At 44.5% G+C, this 19,653-nt stretch carries 18 protein-coding genes and 1 pseudogene; 3 read left to right on the forward strand and 16 right to left on the reverse strand.

The window, feature by feature from the left end; all coding sequences use genetic code 11:
• The 13 genes from tssI to H589_RS0104240 all read right to left on the reverse strand — a co-directional run.
• A partial coding sequence (gene tssI, locus H589_RS0104180) for a type VI secretion system tip protein TssI/VgrG (RefSeq protein WP_156891645.1) occupies positions 1-1,169 on the reverse strand: 1,169 nt, incomplete at its 3' end.
• A gap of 39 nt (positions 1,170-1,208) precedes the next feature.
• Positions 1,209-1,724: a TcdA/TcdB catalytic glycosyltransferase domain-containing protein gene (locus H589_RS0104185; RefSeq protein WP_027720870.1), complete on the reverse strand. Its 516-nt coding sequence runs from the start codon at positions 1,722-1,724 to the stop codon at positions 1,209-1,211.
• 101 nt (positions 1,725-1,825) lie between these two features.
• Positions 1,826-2,800 (reverse strand): type VI secretion system baseplate subunit TssG, encoded by a 975-nt coding sequence (gene tssG / locus H589_RS0104190; protein ID WP_169433102.1) that lies wholly within the window; start codon positions 2,798-2,800, stop codon positions 1,826-1,828.
• Positions 2,764-4,587 (reverse strand): type VI secretion system baseplate subunit TssF, encoded by a 1,824-nt coding sequence (gene tssF, locus H589_RS0104195; RefSeq protein ID WP_027720872.1) that lies wholly within the window; start codon positions 4,585-4,587, stop codon positions 2,764-2,766. The genes tssG and tssF overlap by 37 nt, the downstream gene beginning before the upstream one ends.
• Complete coding sequence (tssE, locus tag H589_RS20275) at positions 4,574-5,176, reverse strand: type VI secretion system baseplate subunit TssE (protein WP_084146863.1); 603 nt, start codon at positions 5,174-5,176, stop codon at positions 4,574-4,576. The genes tssF and tssE overlap by 14 nt, the downstream gene beginning before the upstream one ends.
• 6 nt (positions 5,177-5,182) lie before the next feature.
• Positions 5,183-5,665 (reverse strand): Hcp family type VI secretion system effector, encoded by a 483-nt coding sequence (locus tag H589_RS0104205; RefSeq protein ID WP_027720873.1) that lies wholly within the window; start codon positions 5,663-5,665, stop codon positions 5,183-5,185.
• Positions 5,666-5,698: 33 nt separating this feature from the next.
• On the reverse strand, positions 5,699-7,144 hold the full coding sequence (tssC, locus tag H589_RS0104210) for a type VI secretion system contractile sheath large subunit (RefSeq protein ID WP_035075072.1): 1,446 nt from the start codon (positions 7,142-7,144) through the stop codon (positions 5,699-5,701).
• 26 nt (positions 7,145-7,170) lie between these two features.
• Positions 7,171-7,809: a type VI secretion system contractile sheath small subunit gene (gene tssB / locus H589_RS19140; protein WP_084146865.1), complete on the reverse strand. Its 639-nt coding sequence runs from the start codon at positions 7,807-7,809 to the stop codon at positions 7,171-7,173.
• A 57-nt stretch (positions 7,810-7,866) separates the two neighbouring features.
• The gene (tssA, locus tag H589_RS0104220) at positions 7,867-8,961 is read right to left on the reverse strand and encodes a type VI secretion system protein TssA (protein WP_027720875.1); all 1,095 of its coding nucleotides are present in this window, start codon (positions 8,959-8,961) and stop codon (positions 7,867-7,869) included.
• Between the two features lie 20 nt (positions 8,962-8,981).
• Positions 8,982-12,962, reverse strand: coding sequence for a type VI secretion system protein (locus H589_RS0104225; protein ID WP_027720876.1), 3,981 nt, complete (start codon positions 12,960-12,962; stop codon positions 8,982-8,984).
• 8 nt (positions 12,963-12,970) lie between these two features.
• Positions 12,971-13,696 (reverse strand): DotU family type IV/VI secretion system protein, encoded by a 726-nt coding sequence (locus H589_RS0104230; RefSeq protein WP_027720877.1) that lies wholly within the window; start codon positions 13,694-13,696, stop codon positions 12,971-12,973.
• Positions 13,696-15,102 carry a type VI secretion system baseplate subunit TssK gene (gene tssK / locus H589_RS0104235; RefSeq protein ID WP_027720878.1) on the reverse strand — a complete coding sequence of 469 codons (1,407 nt, stop codon included), beginning with the start codon at positions 15,100-15,102 and terminating at the stop codon, positions 13,696-13,698. Before tssK ends, H589_RS0104230 begins: the two co-directional genes overlap by 1 nt.
• Complete coding sequence (locus H589_RS0104240; RefSeq protein WP_169433103.1) at positions 15,095-15,652, reverse strand: hypothetical protein; 558 nt, start codon at positions 15,650-15,652, stop codon at positions 15,095-15,097. The genes tssK and H589_RS0104240 overlap by 8 nt, the downstream gene beginning before the upstream one ends.
• A gap of 746 nt (positions 15,653-16,398) precedes the next feature.
• Between H589_RS0104240 and H589_RS20750 the strand changes: the two genes are divergently transcribed.
• The 3 genes and pseudogenes from H589_RS20750 to H589_RS20755 all read left to right on the forward strand — a co-directional run bounded on the left by H589_RS20750 (position 16,399) and on the right by H589_RS20755 (position 17,826).
• Positions 16,399-16,632, forward strand: coding sequence for an IS110 family transposase (locus H589_RS20750; protein WP_156891647.1), 234 nt, complete (start codon positions 16,399-16,401; stop codon positions 16,630-16,632).
• 251 nt (positions 16,633-16,883) lie between these two features.
• Positions 16,884-17,129 (forward strand): annotated as a pseudogene (locus H589_RS21205) (IS110 family transposase); the annotation flags it as partial.
• A 406-nt stretch (positions 17,130-17,535) separates the two neighbouring features.
• A complete protein-coding gene (locus tag H589_RS20755) occupies positions 17,536-17,826 on the forward strand; it encodes a hypothetical protein (protein WP_156891649.1) in 291 nt (96 codons plus the stop codon).
• Here the strand turns inward: H589_RS20755 and H589_RS0104260 are convergent.
• The 3 genes from H589_RS0104260 to H589_RS0104270 all read right to left on the reverse strand — a co-directional run bounded on the left by H589_RS0104260 (position 17,754) and on the right by H589_RS0104270 (position 19,442).
• The gene (locus H589_RS0104260) at positions 17,754-18,341 is read right to left on the reverse strand and encodes a single-stranded DNA-binding protein (RefSeq protein ID WP_027720882.1); all 588 of its coding nucleotides are present in this window, start codon (positions 18,339-18,341) and stop codon (positions 17,754-17,756) included. The genes H589_RS20755 and H589_RS0104260 overlap by 73 nt on opposite strands.
• A gap of 13 nt (positions 18,342-18,354) precedes the next feature.
• The gene (locus H589_RS0104265; RefSeq protein ID WP_027720883.1) at positions 18,355-18,708 is read right to left on the reverse strand and encodes a hypothetical protein; all 354 of its coding nucleotides are present in this window, start codon (positions 18,706-18,708) and stop codon (positions 18,355-18,357) included.
• A gap of 83 nt (positions 18,709-18,791) precedes the next feature.
• Entirely contained in the window at positions 18,792-19,442 is a 651-nt protein-coding gene (locus H589_RS0104270) for a biotin/lipoyl attachment domain-containing protein (protein WP_027720884.1), read from the reverse strand.
• Between the last annotated feature and the right edge of the window lie 211 nt (positions 19,443-19,653).

Genomic DNA, 19,653 nt, shown 5'->3' on the forward strand with positions numbered 1-19,653 from the left:
CAGCAGGACGAATTTTCATCCTTTTTACCCTGCCTATCCCAAAAAAAATGCACTTTGATGCGTCCGTACTTATCAGTCCAGATTTCTTCCCCGGCCTTACCTGTGACCACAGCAGTAAGCGGACCAGGAACTCGCGGTTTTGAAAATGTACTGACAGGACGATATTTAGTTTCTGCGGGAATGGCGGTAATGCCGTATCTGCACTGCTCAGTGGAAGCTGAAATAGATAGCGCGGTAACTGCCCATTTGGCATTGATATCACGACGATCATGTTTTGTTACGGTAAAGGTTCCACCAGCGCAGAGACCGGATGCCGGAGAGGAAGCAAAGAGAACCTTCTCGTTTGCTTCCAGCCCATCAAGCCTTCTACCAGCAATGGTTTCCCCTGTGCTTTTGACGGTGTAGCCCGCAGGATATTCATATATCATCCGACTATTTTCCCCCGCAGCCGTTGAAGTAAGCTCTGTATCAGGGGTTTCAAAATTATAGTCACCTGTTCCATATTTTCCGGTAATAGTGCGTTGGGAAAGCGAAACATCAGTAATTTGCTTAGCAGGGATATTGCTTGCATTTTTAGCATGAAAAGTCAGCGAGTCCGCCTGTTCGCATTCTGCAAAAGTATTGGCACTGTCTGCCAGTACCATAGTATGGGCACTGGATGTATGGGTGAAAAAATAAAAAATACCTTCCTCTTCCATCAAACGGGAGACAAAGGCAAAAGCTGTTTCATTATATTGCACCGTATATTCGCGCGTGTCATAACTTCCAGTAAGTTTATCGCTTATGTCCGTATAACCTGCATCGTTGCAAATCTTTTTAACTATTTCCGGCACACTCATGTTCTGGAACACAGCGCAGTCCGCCTGCATGTTCATGAGCCACAGCCACGGTCGCAGCTCCAGAGTGTAATGCGTGGCTTCAACTGTGCTAAGCCCCATGGTAAAGCGTGTTACCATTCCGTTGATATATCTGTTTGATTTTCCGCCCGGCAATTGAATAGCGACTGAAACGTCTTTACCTACTATAGAGGTAAAATCCAGTGCGTTATCTTTGCTGTTTGCGGACACAGAAAAGGTAAACGGCTCAGAAATAGCTTCCTGTCCGGTTATTGCGTCTAGGGTTAGTTTATCTTTTCCTAGGGGGGTAGTTAGGGTAGTGATGTTTGTCATGAGTGCGATGCTATCTAAGCCATGTATTTTCAGATTCCATTACAAGGTTATATCCAGATTTTTTTTGAAATGAATATTAAAAGGCGCATTAATATTGGTTGGAAGAGGAGCTCCTGTTGAATATGTGTCAAAATCAAGATAAATTCCTCCTTTCGCATGAAGTGCCCATATACGTATTATATCACTTACTGCTCCATAATTTTTCCAATGTGTAAGCTCTTCATAGAGATGAGAAGGATTGCCCAATGCATGAAGAGTTGATATTGAGCGAATGTTTATAGCTATAAGATTTCTTGTATCATTTCTGAACACAATCAGCTTTTTAACACCAATTATATCAGTAAGTGCTGTAACTCTTTCAACATTTGGATATTCGCGAAGAATGTTTGCAATTATATCTGCATTTCGTTCAATGTTTGAGGTGTTTGTCCACAACCAAACGCCTTCATATTGAGGATTCTCCATAGCCCACTTTGCAAGGTTCCTTGCTTGGGGATTCGGAACTTCGTTCCCAACCCATATAAAATGAATTTTATTGGGAATTATTGTTGGCATAGTTATATCTCATGCAGTTTATGTTATTAATATAATTTGTTATCATGTTTCTATCATTAAATCTGCGACTACCTTTTCAGGACAGTATATTAGATTTTTTATTACACCCACCCCAACCACCCATCCCCACCAAACCCAAGCCGCATATCAATATGCTCGCCATCCTTAAGCAACAATTCCACATTGCATTCCATACCTTCCCCCACGTAAAACCGTACAAGATCCAGTAACAAAGTTCGGCAGTTTCCCGCAGGACAAGGCAGAAAATTTTTATATTGATCTGCCGTGAGCGGTCCGAGCACAAGAGTAAATCCTGAGGATTGATCCCATGCCTTATTGCCGAGCACCGCATCCTCGCCGAGCGTCTGATTCTGACCGGACGGACCTATACGTGTCCGGTCTTCCGGCTCAATGGTCAGCCAGTCCCCTCGGAAAGGCACAACCTTTGCCGGAATCTCAAAATGATCTGCCACTAACATTTCCAAACCGACAGCCGAACGAGGATGCATGGCAAAGAGTCCGGCATGCCGCAGAAGCGATGCATCAGGAACACCTGCCCCCCCCGGAGCTTCCGGAACAGGAGATGTACAAAGCCCTTCTGTGCCCATCCCCGCAATAGCATAGGCGTACTTGGCAAAAGGACTTTCAGAAGGATGCGGGTCAGCTCCCCTTCCTGGATGCAGTTTAACAATCGCATTGTAGTACAAGGAAATAAGACGATTGTTGAATATATCCAAGAAATCTCGTAAACCCGTGTCACCAACACGAATGCGTTCCATTATCAGGTCTGTTACTGGAGCCGGCAATGGACCGTGGGCACCGGCAAGACCTATAAAATTAACCTGCAATGCAGCCTTCCCCGTTTCTGTTTCCGCAGCAGACAGCTCACTTGCAGGAAATGCCTGCGAGACTCTGGCTGTGAAACGGATAGTCTCATCCTCGGGACTGTCGGCGCACACATCTCCCTCTGTCAGGCTGCGTAGAATACGCACTGCCTGCCAGAAATCAAAACGCCACGGTTCCGTGTAGAGTCGTTCGTTTAAAGTACAGGCTGACATCCGGTTTTCGGCGGCCATTGATACCATACTCCCTTGCGCCCGGCGCTTTTAAGCGTCAGCTGTGTAAAGGTGTTTACATTTGCATAAAGGCCGAAAAATCCATTTAAGACTGAGGCAAACACGAACCCACTGCCTCCTGCAAAATTACTTTCCTCCAAAGTCAGCTCCATACATGTTCCGCGGACAAAACCTCTCCATGCCAGATTTCCGATTCTTTTAGCCACGGGTCTGCATTGTATATTCTTTACCCCCTGTATCTGCTGCTGTGACGGAATATCATCGTCTGCGGCATAAAGACGCAAAATTTCACGCAGAGCATCTGTGGCTTGCGGACCATCAAGTGATAAGTGATTCAGGCTGAGATGTGAGATAAGACGCCACATGGCTGCGCCACCTATGGAGGGCGAACGCTGCTGTGTAGGCTTAAGAAGTAACCGGATATCACCCACTGGCATATTTATATCGCGATCAAGCAAAGTTTCAGCCTGCGCTGATGCAGCAAGATGACGGTTTGTGCATAAAAGACGGGCAAATACAGTACGTGCTGGAGGACTCATCGGGTTAAAGTCCAGATCCGTGAATGACAGATAAACATCTGTGCCGGGTGTCCCTGTAAATGCAGGAGAACGACGCATCAACCAGAAAAGACGGGCACGCTCCGCTATCATATGATGTGTTAAAGCGAAATACGGCTCTATGCGTAATGTTTCGGTTCTACCAGGCTCCACGGCACTGACTGATTCAATAGAGTGAATCTCTGTTGACAGATTTCTCCTTGCATCAGCAATCAGACGATATTCGCTTTGCGTCTCATCCAATCGAATCGGTTCAGAAATTTTCTCAAACAGATTTACCACAGGAACAGCTCCAGTGCGGAACATCGCACTGTTCACGACAGTTCGCCTTGCGGGAACTTGTGAGAGCGGGATAAGGATATCCACACTGTCAGAAGTGGATTTCAGTTGTTCTAATCCTGCAATATCAACAAAAAGAAATCGTTCAGGAAATGCAAAATATTCCTGAATCAATTGATAAGCGGGGTGAGAATAACTTCCACGCGGCAGAAGAAGTTCTTCAGGAGTGAATCCTACAGGCTTAAGATTTTTAGCTCCGAGAGAGAGAGGTGAAGCATCAGGATTATCGTGAGGGCTACGCAGGCAAACATCAAGCACGCCGGAAACAAGAGCTTCGTACAGTGGGAAAGTATCAAAACAATCTCCATGAAGAAAGATACGCAATGTGCTGAGTATGCAAGCAGAAAGAGGAACTCCTTGCCCACGCAGCCGCAACCGCAAAACAGTGGAAGCATGGGTTGCTCTGCCCTGAAAATTATACAGGGACGGAGGTTCAAAAACAGCTTCAACGACTGAAACAGGATATACAGTTACAGGCCATGCCGTGCTCCAGCGCAAGGTAACGTCCCCGTCCTGTGCTGCGCAGTGAAGCTTGGTCCCTGCAGGGATAGTGTACCCGGAAGTTAAATCTCCTTTGTCCGGGTCAGGGGATAATTCCGCAATGCTCATAGATGGTACCGGACTTGTAAAATTAGGGTAGAGCATACCCAGCAACGTAGTAGAAACCTGAGGGATTTCAGCATCAATATTTCGGCGGATTCTTGCTGTCAGCCATGCAAAGGACTCGATAAGCCGCTCAGTAAATGGATCAGGAGTTATGTCCGGTCCCAGCTCCAACCGCCCTGCAATACGGGGATAGTGCTTTGCAAATTCCATCCCCGCCTTACGAAGATACGCAAGCTCACTTTGATAATAGTCGCGAACTCCTGCATCTGATTCATGACTTGCCATTACTTTTCTCCTCTTCACTAAATGACGTGCTTTGTGCATCAAATGTCACAGGAAAAGAAAAGCTCATGCGCCCGGATACACCCTTTAAACGGGCTTCGATCTGTAAACCGACACGAAATCTCTGCCCTGCCGTATCCTGCCCGGCAGCGTCTGTAACGGCAGCAGTACCGAACACCGGATTAGCTGAAGAGTATACCCTGTCTCTCTCTCCTTTGGCCAAGGCAACTCTGTGCAAAATTTCAGACAAAGGAACAGCTGAGACCTGCACATTCTCCAGCCGAGGCTCAAAGGCACTGATAGCACGAGCTACCAGCCTGGCAAGCTGCTCGGCGTCAACTTGTACCCCCGCAACTCTCCCTCCAAGATCCGGTAAGCCATAGTCAAGAACAGTCGGGACATCGCTTCCTTCAAGCCAGTCGGCCTGAGAAGCTCTAGTATTGAGAAGTTTGAGCACGTCCCGCAATACGATTCTCCGATAATCCTCAGACAGGCATGTCCTCTTGGGAACCGGCTCAGGCCCCGCATGCGGGGTGTCATCCACGAGCCGGTCCAGAAGAGGTGCTATGTATGTCGTTTGAATACGCTGCATGATTCACTACGATATTTCATTCGTTTCTAGAGAATGTGTAGCTGCTGCGGTTCCACTGGCGCCACCAACCTTTTTCTGCTGTTTGTATTCGTATTTAATCTTTCCGTAGTTCAAAGAAAGTGTTTCGACTGGCAAGTCTCCACCACCACTGACACTGTAATTGGAAATAATGACATCGTTCATGGTTAAGATCATATAGGCAACTACATCGCTTCCATCCATACGGCAGGCTGTGAAAATCACTTCATCAATAGTGGTACCGTTCCACAAAGCTTTGCATATTGATGGGCTTGAGAGGTCAAAACGCTTTGACACTGAAAAATCAGAATGGTGTGCACGTGAAGTTGTTCCACCTCCCTCGGAACTGCGAATAGGTGATGTTGGTTGGGAAAATCCATGTGAAAACGAGTAAATCTCTATCTGTTTATCGTAGCCTTTAACCGTGGACTCTCCATCAATGTCCTTGATCTTCAAAAACATATTTTGCATTAGTGATTCCTCTATTCTCTTGCGAGGTTATGGTTAAGCTGCAGGCTGCGGTAGTTCGGCTACAAGACGAATACTGGCCGTGAGTTCTTCAAGCTGAAAATGCGGCCGTAAGAAAATAGTTGCATTATATACACCCGGCTTGCCCGGTACGTCGGTTACATCAACTCTGGCCTCACGCAGCGGATAACGTGCTTTGATTTCCTGACCTGCATCATCAGACAAAAGCACGTAATTTGATATCCACGTATTCAGGTAATCGGATACGTTTTGGGCAGTCATAAAACTACCGACTTTGTCACGCATGATAGATTTGATGTAGTGAGCAAAACGAGCTGCATTGAGCAGATATGGCAACACTGCGGAAAGCCTGGCGTTGGAATTGGCCTCGTCAGTATTATAGATCTTTGGTTTGTTAGTAGTCTGGCCCCCGAAAAAGGCCGCATAGTCGGTGTTCTTGCAGTATATCAACGGAAGAAAACCTAGATCAGACAATTCCTTCTCCCGCCTATCCGTAATCGCTATTTCAGTTGGGCACTTAACGGCGATATCACCGTCATCAGTTTTAAAAGTATGAGTAGGCAGCCCTTCAACAAGTCCTCCGCCTTCCACTCCTCTTATGGCAGCAGTCCAGCCATACTTTGCAAAGGCTGAGGTTATACGCTGTGCCATAGCCCATGCGGCATTACCCCAAAGGTATTTCTTATGTTCATGACCATCCACATCCTCTACATAATTAAACTCTTCTACCGGCAGGGTATCCGGTCCATATGGCAGGCGTAATAAAACATGAGGCATAGCAAGCGTCACATACCGAGAATCTTCACTCGCCCGGAAAGAACGCCATTTAATTAGTTCTGAACTTTCAAACAGCTTAGTCAAATCACGAGGATTTGCGAGCTCAGTAAAACTGTCCATATCAAACAACTTGGGATCTGCACCGGTCAAAAGCGGAGTGTGCGCCGCCGCTGCAACATTCGAGAGTTTCTCTATCAGCGCCATATCCTGAGGATGCCTGCCGAATTCAAAATCATACAGGAGGCAACTGTAAGGCATACCGCCAAATGTTCCATACTCTTCTTCATAAACTTTTTTAAAAAGATTGCTTTGGTCAAACTCAACCGCTTTTTCAAGATCAGCCTGCAATTCCTTGCGCGAAATATTAAGAACGCGCAGTTTCAACATTTCTCCTGTCTCGGAATTTTTGACCAGATAATTCAATCCGCGCCAAGTGCCTTCAAGCTGTTTAAAATCAGGAGAGTGCAAGACCTCGTTAAGCTGTGTAGAAATCAACTCGTCAATACGCGCAATGCGATCAACCAGCATAGCTGCTGTATCTTCCAATGGCTCCATATCCTTTGAAAGCAGCTGGTTTGCCAACTCAGCAAGCATGGCCTTGGCATAAGGAACCTGCGACTCATCTTTGGCCATTTTTCCGTCATACAGACATTTATCAAGAGTACTTTTATTTTCAGGACTCATTATGAACTCCTTTTAGGCCTGGATTGTTATGCTTTTTCAGGCTTGCTCTTACCAGCCTTATCCTCATCTTCCTTCTGTTCCGGTTCTGGCGCTGCAGATTCTACTGCATCATCAGCTTTTTTTGAATCCTTCGCGCCTTTCGCCCCCTTAGCTTCTTCCTTTTCTTCCGACCCAGCCATAGCCAAGTCAGCCAAAGTCTTAAGTTCACTTTCATCCCGAATAAATTCCTGCATCAATTTATCCAATTCATCATTGCCATCAAGTTTTCCAAGCAAATCTACCAAGCGCTGCCTTGAATCGAACAATGACTTAAGAGCGGGTACTTGTTTAACAACGTTAATGGGCAGAAAGTCATCCATTTCCTTAAACTTAAGCTCCAAATTCAGGTTTGCAGGATCGTCACCCAACTTGTTAGGAACTTGAAAGGCAAGTCGCGGGGCGGCTGAAGCCAAGACCTGATCCACGTTATCTCGATCCACAAAGACAAACTTGCGTTTCTTAAGCGGAGGAAGTGGCTCTTCCGGCTTGCCGGAAAGATCCGCCATCATACCGACAACAAAGGGTAACTGCTTCATGACTATGGCCCCACCTATCTCCACATCATAGGTGATCTGGACTCTAGGAGGTCGAACCCGTCCCAATTTTTGTTGAGTGCTTTCGGACATGTTTAGTTCTCCTTTTAAAGGTTGTTTTTCTGGGCAACGACATGCCCCCGGACTTACCTATGACAGATTATCCCCCTCGGGGATGCCTAGCAGGGAGAGTATGCTATTCAGAGAATGGTCTTCACCCACTAGCTCCCCGAGCAAGTCGGCCAGCGGCATCTGCCCCCACGATACAGCCCGTTTGACTAAATACGCAGTCGGGCTGTGCGGCTCCGTGGCTAGAAGGTAATCGGCAGCCTTATTTAAAAGGAGGTAAGCCTCCTGACGGCTGGTGATTACAGGTCCTGAAGTTGCACCCTCTTCAAGGATATCAACAGCTTCCACGGTTTCATCAGTTGTCACTGTATAATTTCCTTCCTTGTGCCATGTTTGCGTGCGGATAAGAATGGACTGGAGCATTTCTCGCAAAAGTCCAAAACCGGGAGAATCCTTACCGCACAGAGTATCCAGTAAATTCTCTAAGACATTTAGTTTCGTCAGACATTCGGCAAGGTCATTAATCAGGGTTTCGTAGAACAAAACGGAGGTCGAGCCAGCAACTTGATTGATTCCCTCCCGGGTTGCTTTTCCTTCCCGCTCTGCTTGGGCAAGAATAGCTTTATCCCGCACACCGATATGCTCTAAATATTCAGCTTCCGCCCAATCAGCATAGGTATAGGTGCGCCCATGGTGTATTTCAGGCTCAGTAATAGCTAAAAATTTAACTCGTTCTGCCAATACCGCATTCATCCAAAGAAACGGGGCAGTTCGTTTATCAATATCGCCATCAGGCAAGGGATGTACCGAATCCCAAAATGTTTTGGTCATTTCCAGTATCAGGTTCAAACCGTCATACAGCCCTTTTGCTCCATAAAGACAAAATGAAGCTTCCGTGAGCCATGCAGCTATCTGCAGATCCTTACTTGAAGTTGCGAGAGCGTCCTCACATAATCTAAAAACTTTTGGCCAGTCGGCCCGCTTAAGTTCTCGGGTCCACACCCCTCGGGGCAGATTTATATCTTCTTCGCGGCGTGCATCCTTAATCGCATCATAAGTCTCTGAATAGATAAGATACTCACCACATGGCGAAGTCTCCGACAGAGGAGAGAGGAGCAACGACAAATTAATTTCATATTCCGTCCCGCTGGACGAAGTAAATGTATAGTTTTCCATGTAAACTCCTGCCTTTACTCCTAAAATCTTTTTAAGTTCAACCAAACAGAATATGGATCAAATTTCGGCATTTCTTGTGGAAACATATCTGGAAGAGTCAGCTGTTTTCCAGGAGGACTTCCTGCCTTACCTACTTTACGTAATGTTATTCTCAAAAAAGACCTCACCACGCCTGTTGAACTGCTTTCAACAGGCATTCTGACCGAGCTGCTGTCCACTTCCTCTGATCCCTTACGCTTTGTAGGAACTTCAAACATTATTGTTCCCGATTTAGGTGTGGTTCCATCGACAAGAAACTCATCCTTAAATCGATTAGCCTGCATAAAAGCCAAAAGAGCCCATGGAGAATCATAATTATAAACAACAGTTGTTTGTGAGTCAGGTGTACCGGAATCCTCTTCTATCTTTACGGGGATGCGAGGGCCGTCTTTGGCCCACTGAAGAGTAAACATAACGGGTGAACCGTAGCTCCACAGTCCTGCGCGTTTACCATTGCGCCACGATAAGAGCGTTCTGCCGAGTTGCAATTTTTGATCGATAAGTTGATCTGTATTGAGCTCTCCGGATTGCGGATCATGAAATGCGAGCTCAACATCAAAACTTAACGGACCAAGGCTCTCACCTTGTTTCGGGTCACCCATAAATATGCGGATTTCTTCTATACTATTCAAAAAACGCTGAATCTTAATAGGCAGTTCTACATCAGGGGGTTGGGGCAACATTGATAGAAAAGTCAGAATATCATTTGGAGACGCACTTTCCTGAATATTTGACGGAGACGAAAAAGGAAAATGACTGGCCAGTTTTTGGGTAAAATAGTCTGCGGCCTGATTCCAAGCCTGTGAAAACCGCTGTAAATACAGCCAGTCAAGCCGCTTATGTACGGCTTCATATAACGCAACAGTCTTTTGATTAAACCAGCCATCTCCGGCTACAGGGGGAACTGCGGTTTGATTGCCAAGCCCATACAGCACGTATTGCTCAAGCTGGGTTAACGAATTGCCGGGGACATGCGCATCATATTGATCAAGGTCATCAATAATATCTTCCCAACGGGTAATGATGGAGAAGTCATCCTGAGTGAAGTCATCTCGCATATACAAATAGGCCAGTGCCGGTTCTGCCCAGGTTGTAGAAATAAGACGGATCCTATCACGTTGAGAAGCAAGGTATGAAACAAGTTCTTTTTTACTTTGCAGTCCAAAAAGAGCCACCGAAACAGGTGTATTTCCGTCCCATCTATCCAGTGATTGATAATTAGGGGTATATAACTTTTCTTTTTTAAGAGCTTCATCACTTCTGCGCAAAAGATTCATAGCCTGTTTGTCAACAACTGCGGATAGTTCAGAACGTTCGTATTGCTGTCCCAATCGATTATAGATGTCGAGAATTCGCAACAAAAGAGGTGCTGCCTGACTGAAATTAATAGCCCCGTCCCCTTCTGGTCTGAAACGCCCCGAATAAGTTAAACTATGAACAGGAACAAACTGCTGTGCCTGGCCAATAAGAGCTGCGATATTCTCGGATAGGCGCTCCCCTCCCTGCTTTTGTACTGTACTACGAAATGAGCTGGGAAATTCTTTCATTTCGTTGTTAAAATAAACGTCAAAAGGAGCCGCAAGCTCTACCGCTTGTTGGAGCATCGATATTTTCCAGACAAGACGTGTGGCCGGGGGAATATCAGGAGAAAGGGGAAAATCCTCAGCCTTACGCATGAATACCTGTTTTCGCAAATCAGAAATCGATTGCTGCAGTAAGATCACTATTGGTCTCAGAGTAAGGACAGAGTCTCCGGTAATAAATAGTGTGCCTGTAGGTGGCGATTTTTTTTGGGCTAAATTGGCATAGAGGGTTTTGTGTCTGATCTCACCCTTCTTGCGCCAGTTATCAATATTAAATGCGCGCAACAGAGTTTCAGACGCAGCCTTTGTGAAAAGATCATTCATTGGCCAATCAGGCGGAAAATCTAGTTTTGCCGGCCAATTCTGTTCTGGATTACTCAAAAGGCCACGCACTGCGGCAATATCATCCTCAACTCTTACTTCTTCACTACCGGGACGATACGAGCCGCCATTTTGCGTGAGCGAGCCTAATGCGTCGACAAGTTCATTTGTAGCGTGCAATAATGGATTACCATCAAAAATCTGCTCATAAAGGAGTGACATTCTGCTATCAAATGCAGTTACCGCACGCTCAGAATATTTGCTCAAATCGATACGTTGGTAGGTACTTTTAGCCATAATACCTTCCAACCTCTTTCTGTCTTCATTGAAGACATTCTCTAAATCGAGATTAAAAACATAATTTATTATATCTTTCAGATCGTCGACATTGTGTATACTTTTTAAGCTATTGAACTGTTCGCAACGAGTCTTAAAGAGAGCGGAATCATTGATATGCCTATTCAATTCTTTATATGCAGGAAGATCAGTTATATAAGCATCAGCCACATTCACATTTGGAATTGCTGGTGAATCTTTGTAAATTTCAGACCCCTTATATAGCAGACCAAGTGTAACCCCTTTTAGGATTATTTCGTTGAAGATCATGCTGTACAATTTGTCGATACGTGACTCAATCCTATACAAAAAACTTGTTGGAAAAACTATAGATGTAAGCCAGCCATCCTTTGCTCCTTCCATAGTCATTAAAAGAGTACGTGCATTATTCTGAAAGGCCTTTTGGATACGGGGAACTCTAGTTGCCATTTTTTCAAGACGGTTTTGCGGAATCTGCAATCCTTCAGTCCACCACGTCATGCCAGTGGCATTATTCATAGTAATATATGTTCTAACCACAGGCAGCACCGTTGGCACATCCCTCTGCAAGGCATTGCCTCCACCCCAGATAAAGACGGCCCAGGTACATAAAATAAAAACAATCAGGAACTGAGCAGCACGGATTATGCCTGTTCTCCGAGTCATAATTCGACTAACTGGGACAGCAGAGGAGTGTTCCGCAAACACTTTCTGCGAAAGAAGGTCCCTAATAAATACTGCACCCTGGCCCTGCCGACCGACTGGAGACCCACAAAACCAAATACCTCGAAATTGAAACGGCTCATGATAAACGCTGTGACGGAACACTTCGTTTGTAAGACGGCGCAATGGTTTAAAAAAACTTTCAATATGCGATTGAAATGCAAATATATGCTTAGCAACTTTAGGCTCTATCGGTCGGGAAAATATTTCACTGCGGAGATCTTCAAGCGCCCCCAAGATACTTCTTTCAGCTTCGTCCAGCCATCCAGAAGACCATGTAGCATCGGGGACATAAGGACTAGACCAACCAAACATTTGACGTAATTGATCGGAAGAGAGAGCACTACAAACTTCAGAAAATCCTTCAATACATTCACAAGAAGTGACCAATAAATAAATTGGTGGACGCATTCCCAATGTATCCTGCAAATGAGCCAGCTGAGAATTCACAGCTTCTCCTAAAGTCTCAGCTTTATCGATAGAGTCAAGGCTTTGTGCTGGAAGCACAACGATGAGTCCGTCAAGAGGCCTGCAAGGCTTATAACGCAACATCACTTTCAACAGAGAGGTAAAAGCATACTTCGCGTGAATATTTCCTATATCACCCAATGGACCAAGCGGAACCAGAGCGACTCCCTGCTTAAATTGAAACCAATTAAATATGCTGCCATTAGACTTTTGCGCTCCTGCATTGGCAAATATTTTCTCCCCCCCATCCTCAGCATCTCCAAGCACTAGACACCATGGAACGTCACGTAAGCGCCATAAACCGATTGATCGCACAGTTGCGTTCATTTGTTTTTGGAGACTAAGACGTATTTCTTTTTTGGTAGAGCCAAAGAGTTTACTCTGCTCTGCTTCTCCCTCAGGTTCAACAGAGACAAACTTCTCTGCAGATTTGTGAATACGCCACAGAGCAAACATTGTCACAGCAGCAAACAACAAAGTACTCACTGCCGCCCCAAAGAACAGCAATGACAAATGTGAACGAATTATATCCATTATGGATGCTACTGACATTAAATCCTCTACACAGGTAACTGATTAAGAACATCCCTAAGCGGATCAATAGCTGAACACCAAACAAAATGAGAAAGAACAAGCAAGCTCACGCACACTAAACCAGCTCCAAGCATCCAATATCTAAGAGATGGAAGACTACGAGCTACAGATGGAGTAAAATTACGCCCATAAGCATCTGGACAAAAAGTTGTTTGTGATAATTCTTCTTGAGTACGTCCAAGGACAATCAATTCTCGTAAACCGGAATGATATACAGTAGGTATACTGTTTACGGAGTCTCCATATTTTCCTGTAAACCCTAGAGCAAAGGCATCAAGCAATATTGCCGCTAATGCGGCATTATCCCGTGAACGTTCACAGATTATACGGTCGGCGATTGCATATAGCCTGTCACCCGCAGATCTGGTTCCGAAAAGTCGATATTCAAGAGGATTGGAATTCCACCATGCCTGTCCGTACCATTCATTAGATAAAAACAGATCGTCAGCCAGACCAACCATAACAAGTTGAACCTCAGCAGCGCTGCTGGCCGGAAGCATTTTTACCTGGCTTTGCAGTAACTCTAAGAGCTCACCCTGAAGCTGGTCTGGAGACTCAAAATCAGTTTGTTCTGAAAATGCCGTAGTCAGGATTTTAAAAAGCAGCCCTGTGAATTCCCGAAACTGTCGTATAGCAGAATGATCAAGACGCTCACTTCCAGCAGTACATGAAATTGATTGTGCAAGGATCATCATTTCACTCCGGTCTGCACATTTGACTCTGAAACAAAATTCAAATTTTCTGCTGAATAATTAGCAGTAGAAGTGTCATTGTTGCTTGTATGAAAGGTAAATAGGCATATCGAAGAAGGCCGTAGCATATCTTGCCCTTCAGCTACACCGGCAATGAAAAGTTCATTTGGTGGAGCAGTCGCTTCATCCATATGAACTTTATATAGAATAACCTTAACAGGTGTTACCATCCCCGCGATACGATCAAGAATGCTACGCTTGGCACCGATGGTGCGCTGCTTCATAAGTTTATTCAGTGTCTCGTCCTTGCCTATGACCGCCTGATCCATCCATTCCTTTATTTTCTGAGGATCATCATTCGGTCCAAAAGAGACTCCTATGATATAATCGCCCTCACTGTATGGTATATTCTTGACTTCAAGAGTGAATACAGATTTTTCTTGTTTAAACACATGCGTTTTATATGCTTCTGGGATACCAGCTTCAATCATACGGCAAATAAAAGCGGCTAGTTTTTTAAAGCACCGCATGGGATCGGCATGCTCATAGTCAACACGCGGCGGCAGAAATGCTCCGCCTATACTTGCTGCTCCTCCTGCAAGGCTGTGCATTGCTGTAAATAATGTCAGTGGATGTGCAGCCCCGGAATGAAGCAGTGCTTCAAATGCCGAAAGACCTGTAAGAAGCCCTAACATATGAAAACGTGTTTCCAACAATAAAGAAGATTCATTTGCACTTAACGATGCGGCTCTATCAACCAAAGTCGAAGCCTTACTCCGTATCCTCTCTGCCAATGTATGGCACAGCGAGTATAGCTTTGTATCGTCTCTAACAACCATTAACGGAGAGACAAAATGTGTTAGAAAAAACTGTACGCCTTTTGCTTTGACATGAGCCAACGGCAAGGCCGAAAATCGTGAAGGAGGAATATCTCCTGCCCACAATGCAATATTGGGCACCAGCCCAGGCACCTGAATCTCTTCACCGGTAGTCTGATCTCGGACAATCGTTTCCCGGCTATAGTATCGAGAGGTTTTGTCATCGACTAATGTTCCGTCAGCATGTCTCGGTATTGTGATCCAGATACACACTCCCTCAGGTTGTTCGGCAGCCGTAGCATCAAGGGATATTTCCAATTCTATATGCCGGGCATTATCATTCTTAAAACATACTATCTGCCCATCTGGCATAACAGCACTCAAGCTAAGGACACGAAAAAGCCCCTGAAGCAAAAGCCCTTGATTGATTTCAAGAGAATTTACCCCCCAACTAAATGGGTTAAGACTCATCAGCTTGTAATGTAATTGAGCTTCATGGTGTTGATCTGCCGCTTGGAAATGTTGAGGCATGAGAAGCATACCCTCATGCCAAAGGACAGCATCAGGAATGGCAGTAGAATCACTCATTTCCAGCCCCTGGTTCTTTAGTGTTGGGTCCAGCAACGGTAAAATCATACCTACCTAACGTAAGTACCATATTGTCTCCACGAGTTGTACGAAACCGATGCAGCCCCTCTGTCTGGTAGTCGGCAAATATGACAATAGATTTGGTCTGATCTTTCAGATTAATAGCTATAGGAGGGACGACTATGCCCGGTACATACTCATGATGCAGTACCCAATAATCCTGTTCTGACGTATAATCCCGTTGAAACTGCTCTTTTCCCGAAAACCATTGTCTCGCAGACAACGAAGCAACAGCTGTTTCGGTTCCATCAGTCAAAGGCATAAGAACATCTACTGCTACAGCACTGCTGTTATTAGCGTTCGGAGTAACATTAACGGAGATGCTTATATCCTGATGTGTAAATATAAACCCTGACGAGTGCTCAGCACAGCCGGAAAGAGACACCAGCGTGCATAAACAGAAACTAATCCCCGAAAATAGCAGGAAAGCAGCTGTACAATTCAATTCTCTCAGGAATTTCTTATGTGACCGGAAGGATAGAATGCTCAATAGACCCTCTCTGTATAGATATTAACAATTATATAGATACAATTATTCATATACTACAGAGTTATCACATCAAAATAAAAAAGAATAGTGACATCGTTAAAATAGGCAAAAAATATATTCTTACCCAACTATATATAGGTAAACAGCTAGTACCGAGCTGAGTTCAACTTATACGGTAATAATTTTCTATGATTTGAGTCTGTAATTAACAGGAATTGTTCAGAGAAATAGACAATTAGAAAGCATGGGATTATTTGTGGAAAGGTGGTACAATTAAAGGATGTAGCCTTTCTTAAGTAGGCGATATGAGAACTCTGCTTTTTTCATTACCCATTCTTTTAGCAACGTTCGATAGCATGATAAAATCAGCAGAGATATGCATATTCGTATTTGGAAAGGATTTGTGTATACAACTGCAATATATGTGATGTTGTGGGCATACAGATATATGCGACTATATGCAGTTTTATTCCATTACGCTGCGGAGAACACTGATTATAAACTTCGTTTAAAAAAGCATTTTAATTTATAACCATTACAAACAGCTTAAAGCGTAATTCTACACTGCAATCGGGCTATTAACACATTTTAATAATTCTAGAAGACTAACCAATAGTAAAAAAGAATCGCTCAGTCCCACGCCCTTCTTTAATTCACTTATTGATCTTTACCTCTGATAATCCACCATTTTTTTTGACATAAAAGTACTATGTCAGCACGCCCGTGTTTAATTTGGTAGACTACCAGTGACTGTGAAACTCACAAGGAGAGCTGACAGTCTTGACTGCATAAAGCTCGCGGAACTTGCAGTGTCAGGCCTGCTCCGGTCAATTGCTATTCCTAACGAAAGAGAAGAAGCATTTCGTGCATTATCGCGAAGACGCCATCATCTCACTGATTCAATACGTAAGGCGAAGCAACGTATCAGAGTTCTGCTTTTGTCTTCAGGTGTTAATGAACCAGTAAGTATAGACCGCTAATATATTTAGCAGTTAGTGCTCTTGAAGAACAAATTTTCCCTGCAGGAGCATCAGAAACCAGAGACATCCTTCTTTCGTAACTTCAATATTTCATTTCCGCTCAAAAAGATGTTGATACAAAACTTGAACGACTAGCTCAGGATCAAGACGAAGCCAAACGTATTGCTGCAATGAAGTCCGTTTCTGGTGTTGGAAGAGTTGTAGCAACAACATTTGCGCCAGAAAGATTTAAACCATAACGCTTTAACAAAAGTAAAGAAGTCAGATCCTATCTTGGACTTGCTCCAGTGATCCGGCAAAGCGGCAGTAGTAAAGGCAGAGCAACTCTTTGTCCGGTAGGGCAAAGAAGGCTGCGAAGCCTACTTATAGAGGCTGCTTGGATATGGAAACAAAAGGACGAATGGGCGAGAGAGTTTTACAATATAATTTTGAGCAGGCACGGAGTGTCGCAAAAGGCAATTGCTGCGCTTGCCCGAGAACTTGCAGCGTTGCTTTGAAAGCTTAGTGCTTCCAAAACAACGGCATAACTGATCGCGGGGCGGCTTTGGTTGCGTAGACAACGACATAAAAATGGCGGTCCTAAATTGATTTGGTACCGAATCGGTACTTGGTGCCACTGAGCACGAATAAGAAAAGGTGTATCAAAACTTTCACCATGTGGTGAGGAACAGTTACGGCCTATGAAAATTTGAAATCAGAACTGACGGGGTGCTTGACAATGTGCCGCATAAGAAAAAGCCGCTCCTATTTTAGACTGAATTTACAGTCCAACAGGAACGGCTTTAGTATACAACTTTAGTGTTCACCCACAGTTGAACCTTTCGCACGGGTTGATGTTCTCACCCTTAATGCAGGAGTACTCGACCGAGGGATTTACCCGGTCCATGTCGTACCATGTGGTAAATGAGTCATAGACGATTTTTCATCAGCATGGATCGTGATTCCTGCCACGATGACTCCGGTGATGATGTCGATGATTTCTTCCCGCGACTCGGACTTGATGACTTCGGTCAGAGTCCTGTCCATCCCCTTCTCTTCCATAAAATATTATACGGCCCAACAGTTCAAGGATTAAAAGCAATCCTCCTGCCGGTAACTGGACACTCTCTACACACGACGAATCAGAACGGAACCTCGTCCATACCACTTGCTTCAGAAGGAAAAGCTGGACCTAAATCTTCATCATCAGGATAGCTGCCATACTGCTGACCTTGTGCCTGCTGATTATTCTGCTGCTGAGGCTGGGCTTGAGCCTGATTCTGAGACTGATAGCCACCCTGCTGATTATTGAACTGCTGCCCCTGCTGATATCCACCTTGTTGCTGTCCCTGCGAATATCCTTCCTGCTGTCCGCCCTGATATGCTCCGTCCTGCCTGCTATCCAAACCTTGAACATTGTTGGCCTGAATTTCGGTAGTATAGCGGTCCTGACCATTCTGGTCCTGCCACTTACGGGTCTGAAGCTTACCTTCAACCAGTACAAGACGACCTTTAGAGAGATATTTACCTACAAACTCAGCAGTCTGACGCCATGCAACAACACGATGCCATTCAGTTTTATCAACTTTCTGTCCAGAGTTACGATCTTTATAGCCTTCATCAGTAGCAACTGAAAAATTCGCAACAGCCTGACCGGAGGTTGTATACGACAGTTTCGGGTCCTGCCCGATGCGTCCAATCAAAATAACTTTATTCATGCTTCCTGCCATGTACGGCCCCCATTTATCTGTCTTTTATCTTAGCTGCAATTCTTTCAGCAGCACTTAATACATCTTCCAGATCATAACTGATTGTATTGGCTTCTGATGCCTTCCAATCGCCTAAGGCTTTTTCCAGCCTGACTTTCAAATTATATGCTTCACGAACAGTCTCGCTCAGGTTTTCAGTCATATCGGCAGACATCATCCCTAAATCCAACCGACCTTTAAGATCATCCACAAGTTCCAAAACCCCGTGTGGAAGACCGGGAGGTTGCGGCAGCTGCCATGCGGACTCAACCAGATGAGGCCATTTCTTTTCAACTTCGGACTCATCATAAGTCTGGGCCATAACCCTTATCTGAAGCACTTGTCCCATCTGAAAGCTCCTTTCCTAATACGGATAAAAAGGGTCCGTCAATGACAACATTTTAGCATAAAGCATGATCACAATCAAAAATCCTATTCGTTCTCTTCCCATTCACTTTGGACTCGATTCACAACTTCCTGAATCTGATTTAACTGGTCAGCGGGACACACGCCTATAAGAGGCTGACCGGCATCTACATTATCACCATTCTGAAAATAAACAGAATAAATAAGTCCTTCAGGACCACTATAATTTAAGGCTGTTTCTCTTTTCATGCGAGAAACAATGAAAAGGTCCAGACCTTCGGTAACTTTTACAGAACGCTCGCCGGAACCTTTGATCTTAGTATCAACCTCAGGAGTGAAATAGTATTTTGCTTTTTCCGGTGCATTAAAAAGAAAAAGAGCCTTCTTCAAAATAAGCTGTATCACTTCTTCTTTAGAGAGGAAATGACGAATCTTAATAAGAGATTCTCCTGCTTCAACAAACTGCCCTTCAAGCTCCTGTCTGATAGAAACAATTTCACCTTTTTCGGGAGCAGTAATAGTCTTAGTGTTTCTTTCACGGGTAAGCTTTGCCAGCACCGTTCCAGATTTTTCCTTCCACTCTCCACAAGGACCATTAACCTTGTCGCCAACCTTAAGGCCTGAATATTCCACTAGACCTGTATGTGGTACTGAAATTTCAATTTCTTCGTAGGGTGAAGCCTTAATATCTTCTAGCAACTCTTTAATATTTAACACTATATTAACCTCTGAATTATTTCTGACTAATATTTTAACGTAAACGGCAGCAGTCGATTACTTACTGTTTTAATGCCGGACATAAAACATACACTATACAGAATACTGCATACATCTCACATAAAGTACGGCTTTGGGAAACTTGCAAACAATACACCCAAAGTCAACTGTTCATGCAGTCCCTACCACAGAAAACAAATTTAGATAACAA

This window comes from Maridesulfovibrio zosterae DSM 11974 (assembly GCF_000425265.1).
GTDB classification, from domain to species: Bacteria; Desulfobacterota; Desulfovibrionia; order Desulfovibrionales; family Desulfovibrionaceae; genus Maridesulfovibrio; species Maridesulfovibrio zosterae.

Coding starts and splice junctions, on each gene's coding strand:
- H589_RS0104185 (WP_027720870.1), bottom strand. CDS start 1,724: ATGCCAACAATAATTCCCAATAAAATTCATTTTATATGGGTTGGGAAC.
- tssG (WP_169433102.1), bottom strand. CDS start 2,800: ATGGCCGCCGAAAACCGGATGTCAGCCTGTACTTTAAACGAACGACTC.
- tssF (WP_027720872.1), bottom strand. CDS start 4,587: ATGGCAAGTCATGAATCAGATGCAGGAGTTCGCGACTATTATCAAAGT.
- tssE (WP_084146863.1), bottom strand. CDS start 5,176: ATGCAGCGTATTCAAACGACATACATAGCACCTCTTCTGGACCGGCTC.
- H589_RS0104205 (WP_027720873.1), bottom strand. CDS start 5,665: ATGCAAAATATGTTTTTGAAGATCAAGGACATTGATGGAGAGTCCACG.
- tssC (WP_035075072.1), bottom strand. CDS start 7,144: ATGAGTCCTGAAAATAAAAGTACTCTTGATAAATGTCTGTATGACGGA.
- tssB (WP_084146865.1), bottom strand. CDS start 7,809: ATGTCCGAAAGCACTCAACAAAAATTGGGACGGGTTCGACCTCCTAGA.
- tssA (WP_027720875.1), bottom strand. CDS start 8,961: ATGGAAAACTATACATTTACTTCGTCCAGCGGGACGGAATATGAAATT.
- H589_RS0104225 (WP_027720876.1), bottom strand. CDS start 12,962: ATGTCAGTAGCATCCATAATGGATATAATTCGTTCACATTTGTCATTG.
- H589_RS0104230 (WP_027720877.1), bottom strand. CDS start 13,696: ATGATCCTTGCACAATCAATTTCATGTACTGCTGGAAGTGAGCGTCTT.
- tssK (WP_027720878.1), bottom strand. CDS start 15,102: ATGAGTGATTCTACTGCCATTCCTGATGCTGTCCTTTGGCATGAGGGT.
- H589_RS20755 (WP_156891649.1), top strand. CDS start 17,536: ATGAGTCATAGACGATTTTTCATCAGCATGGATCGTGATTCCTGCCAC.
- H589_RS0104260 (WP_027720882.1), bottom strand. CDS start 18,341: ATGGCAGGAAGCATGAATAAAGTTATTTTGATTGGACGCATCGGGCAG.
- H589_RS0104265 (WP_027720883.1), bottom strand. CDS start 18,708: ATGGGACAAGTGCTTCAGATAAGGGTTATGGCCCAGACTTATGATGAG.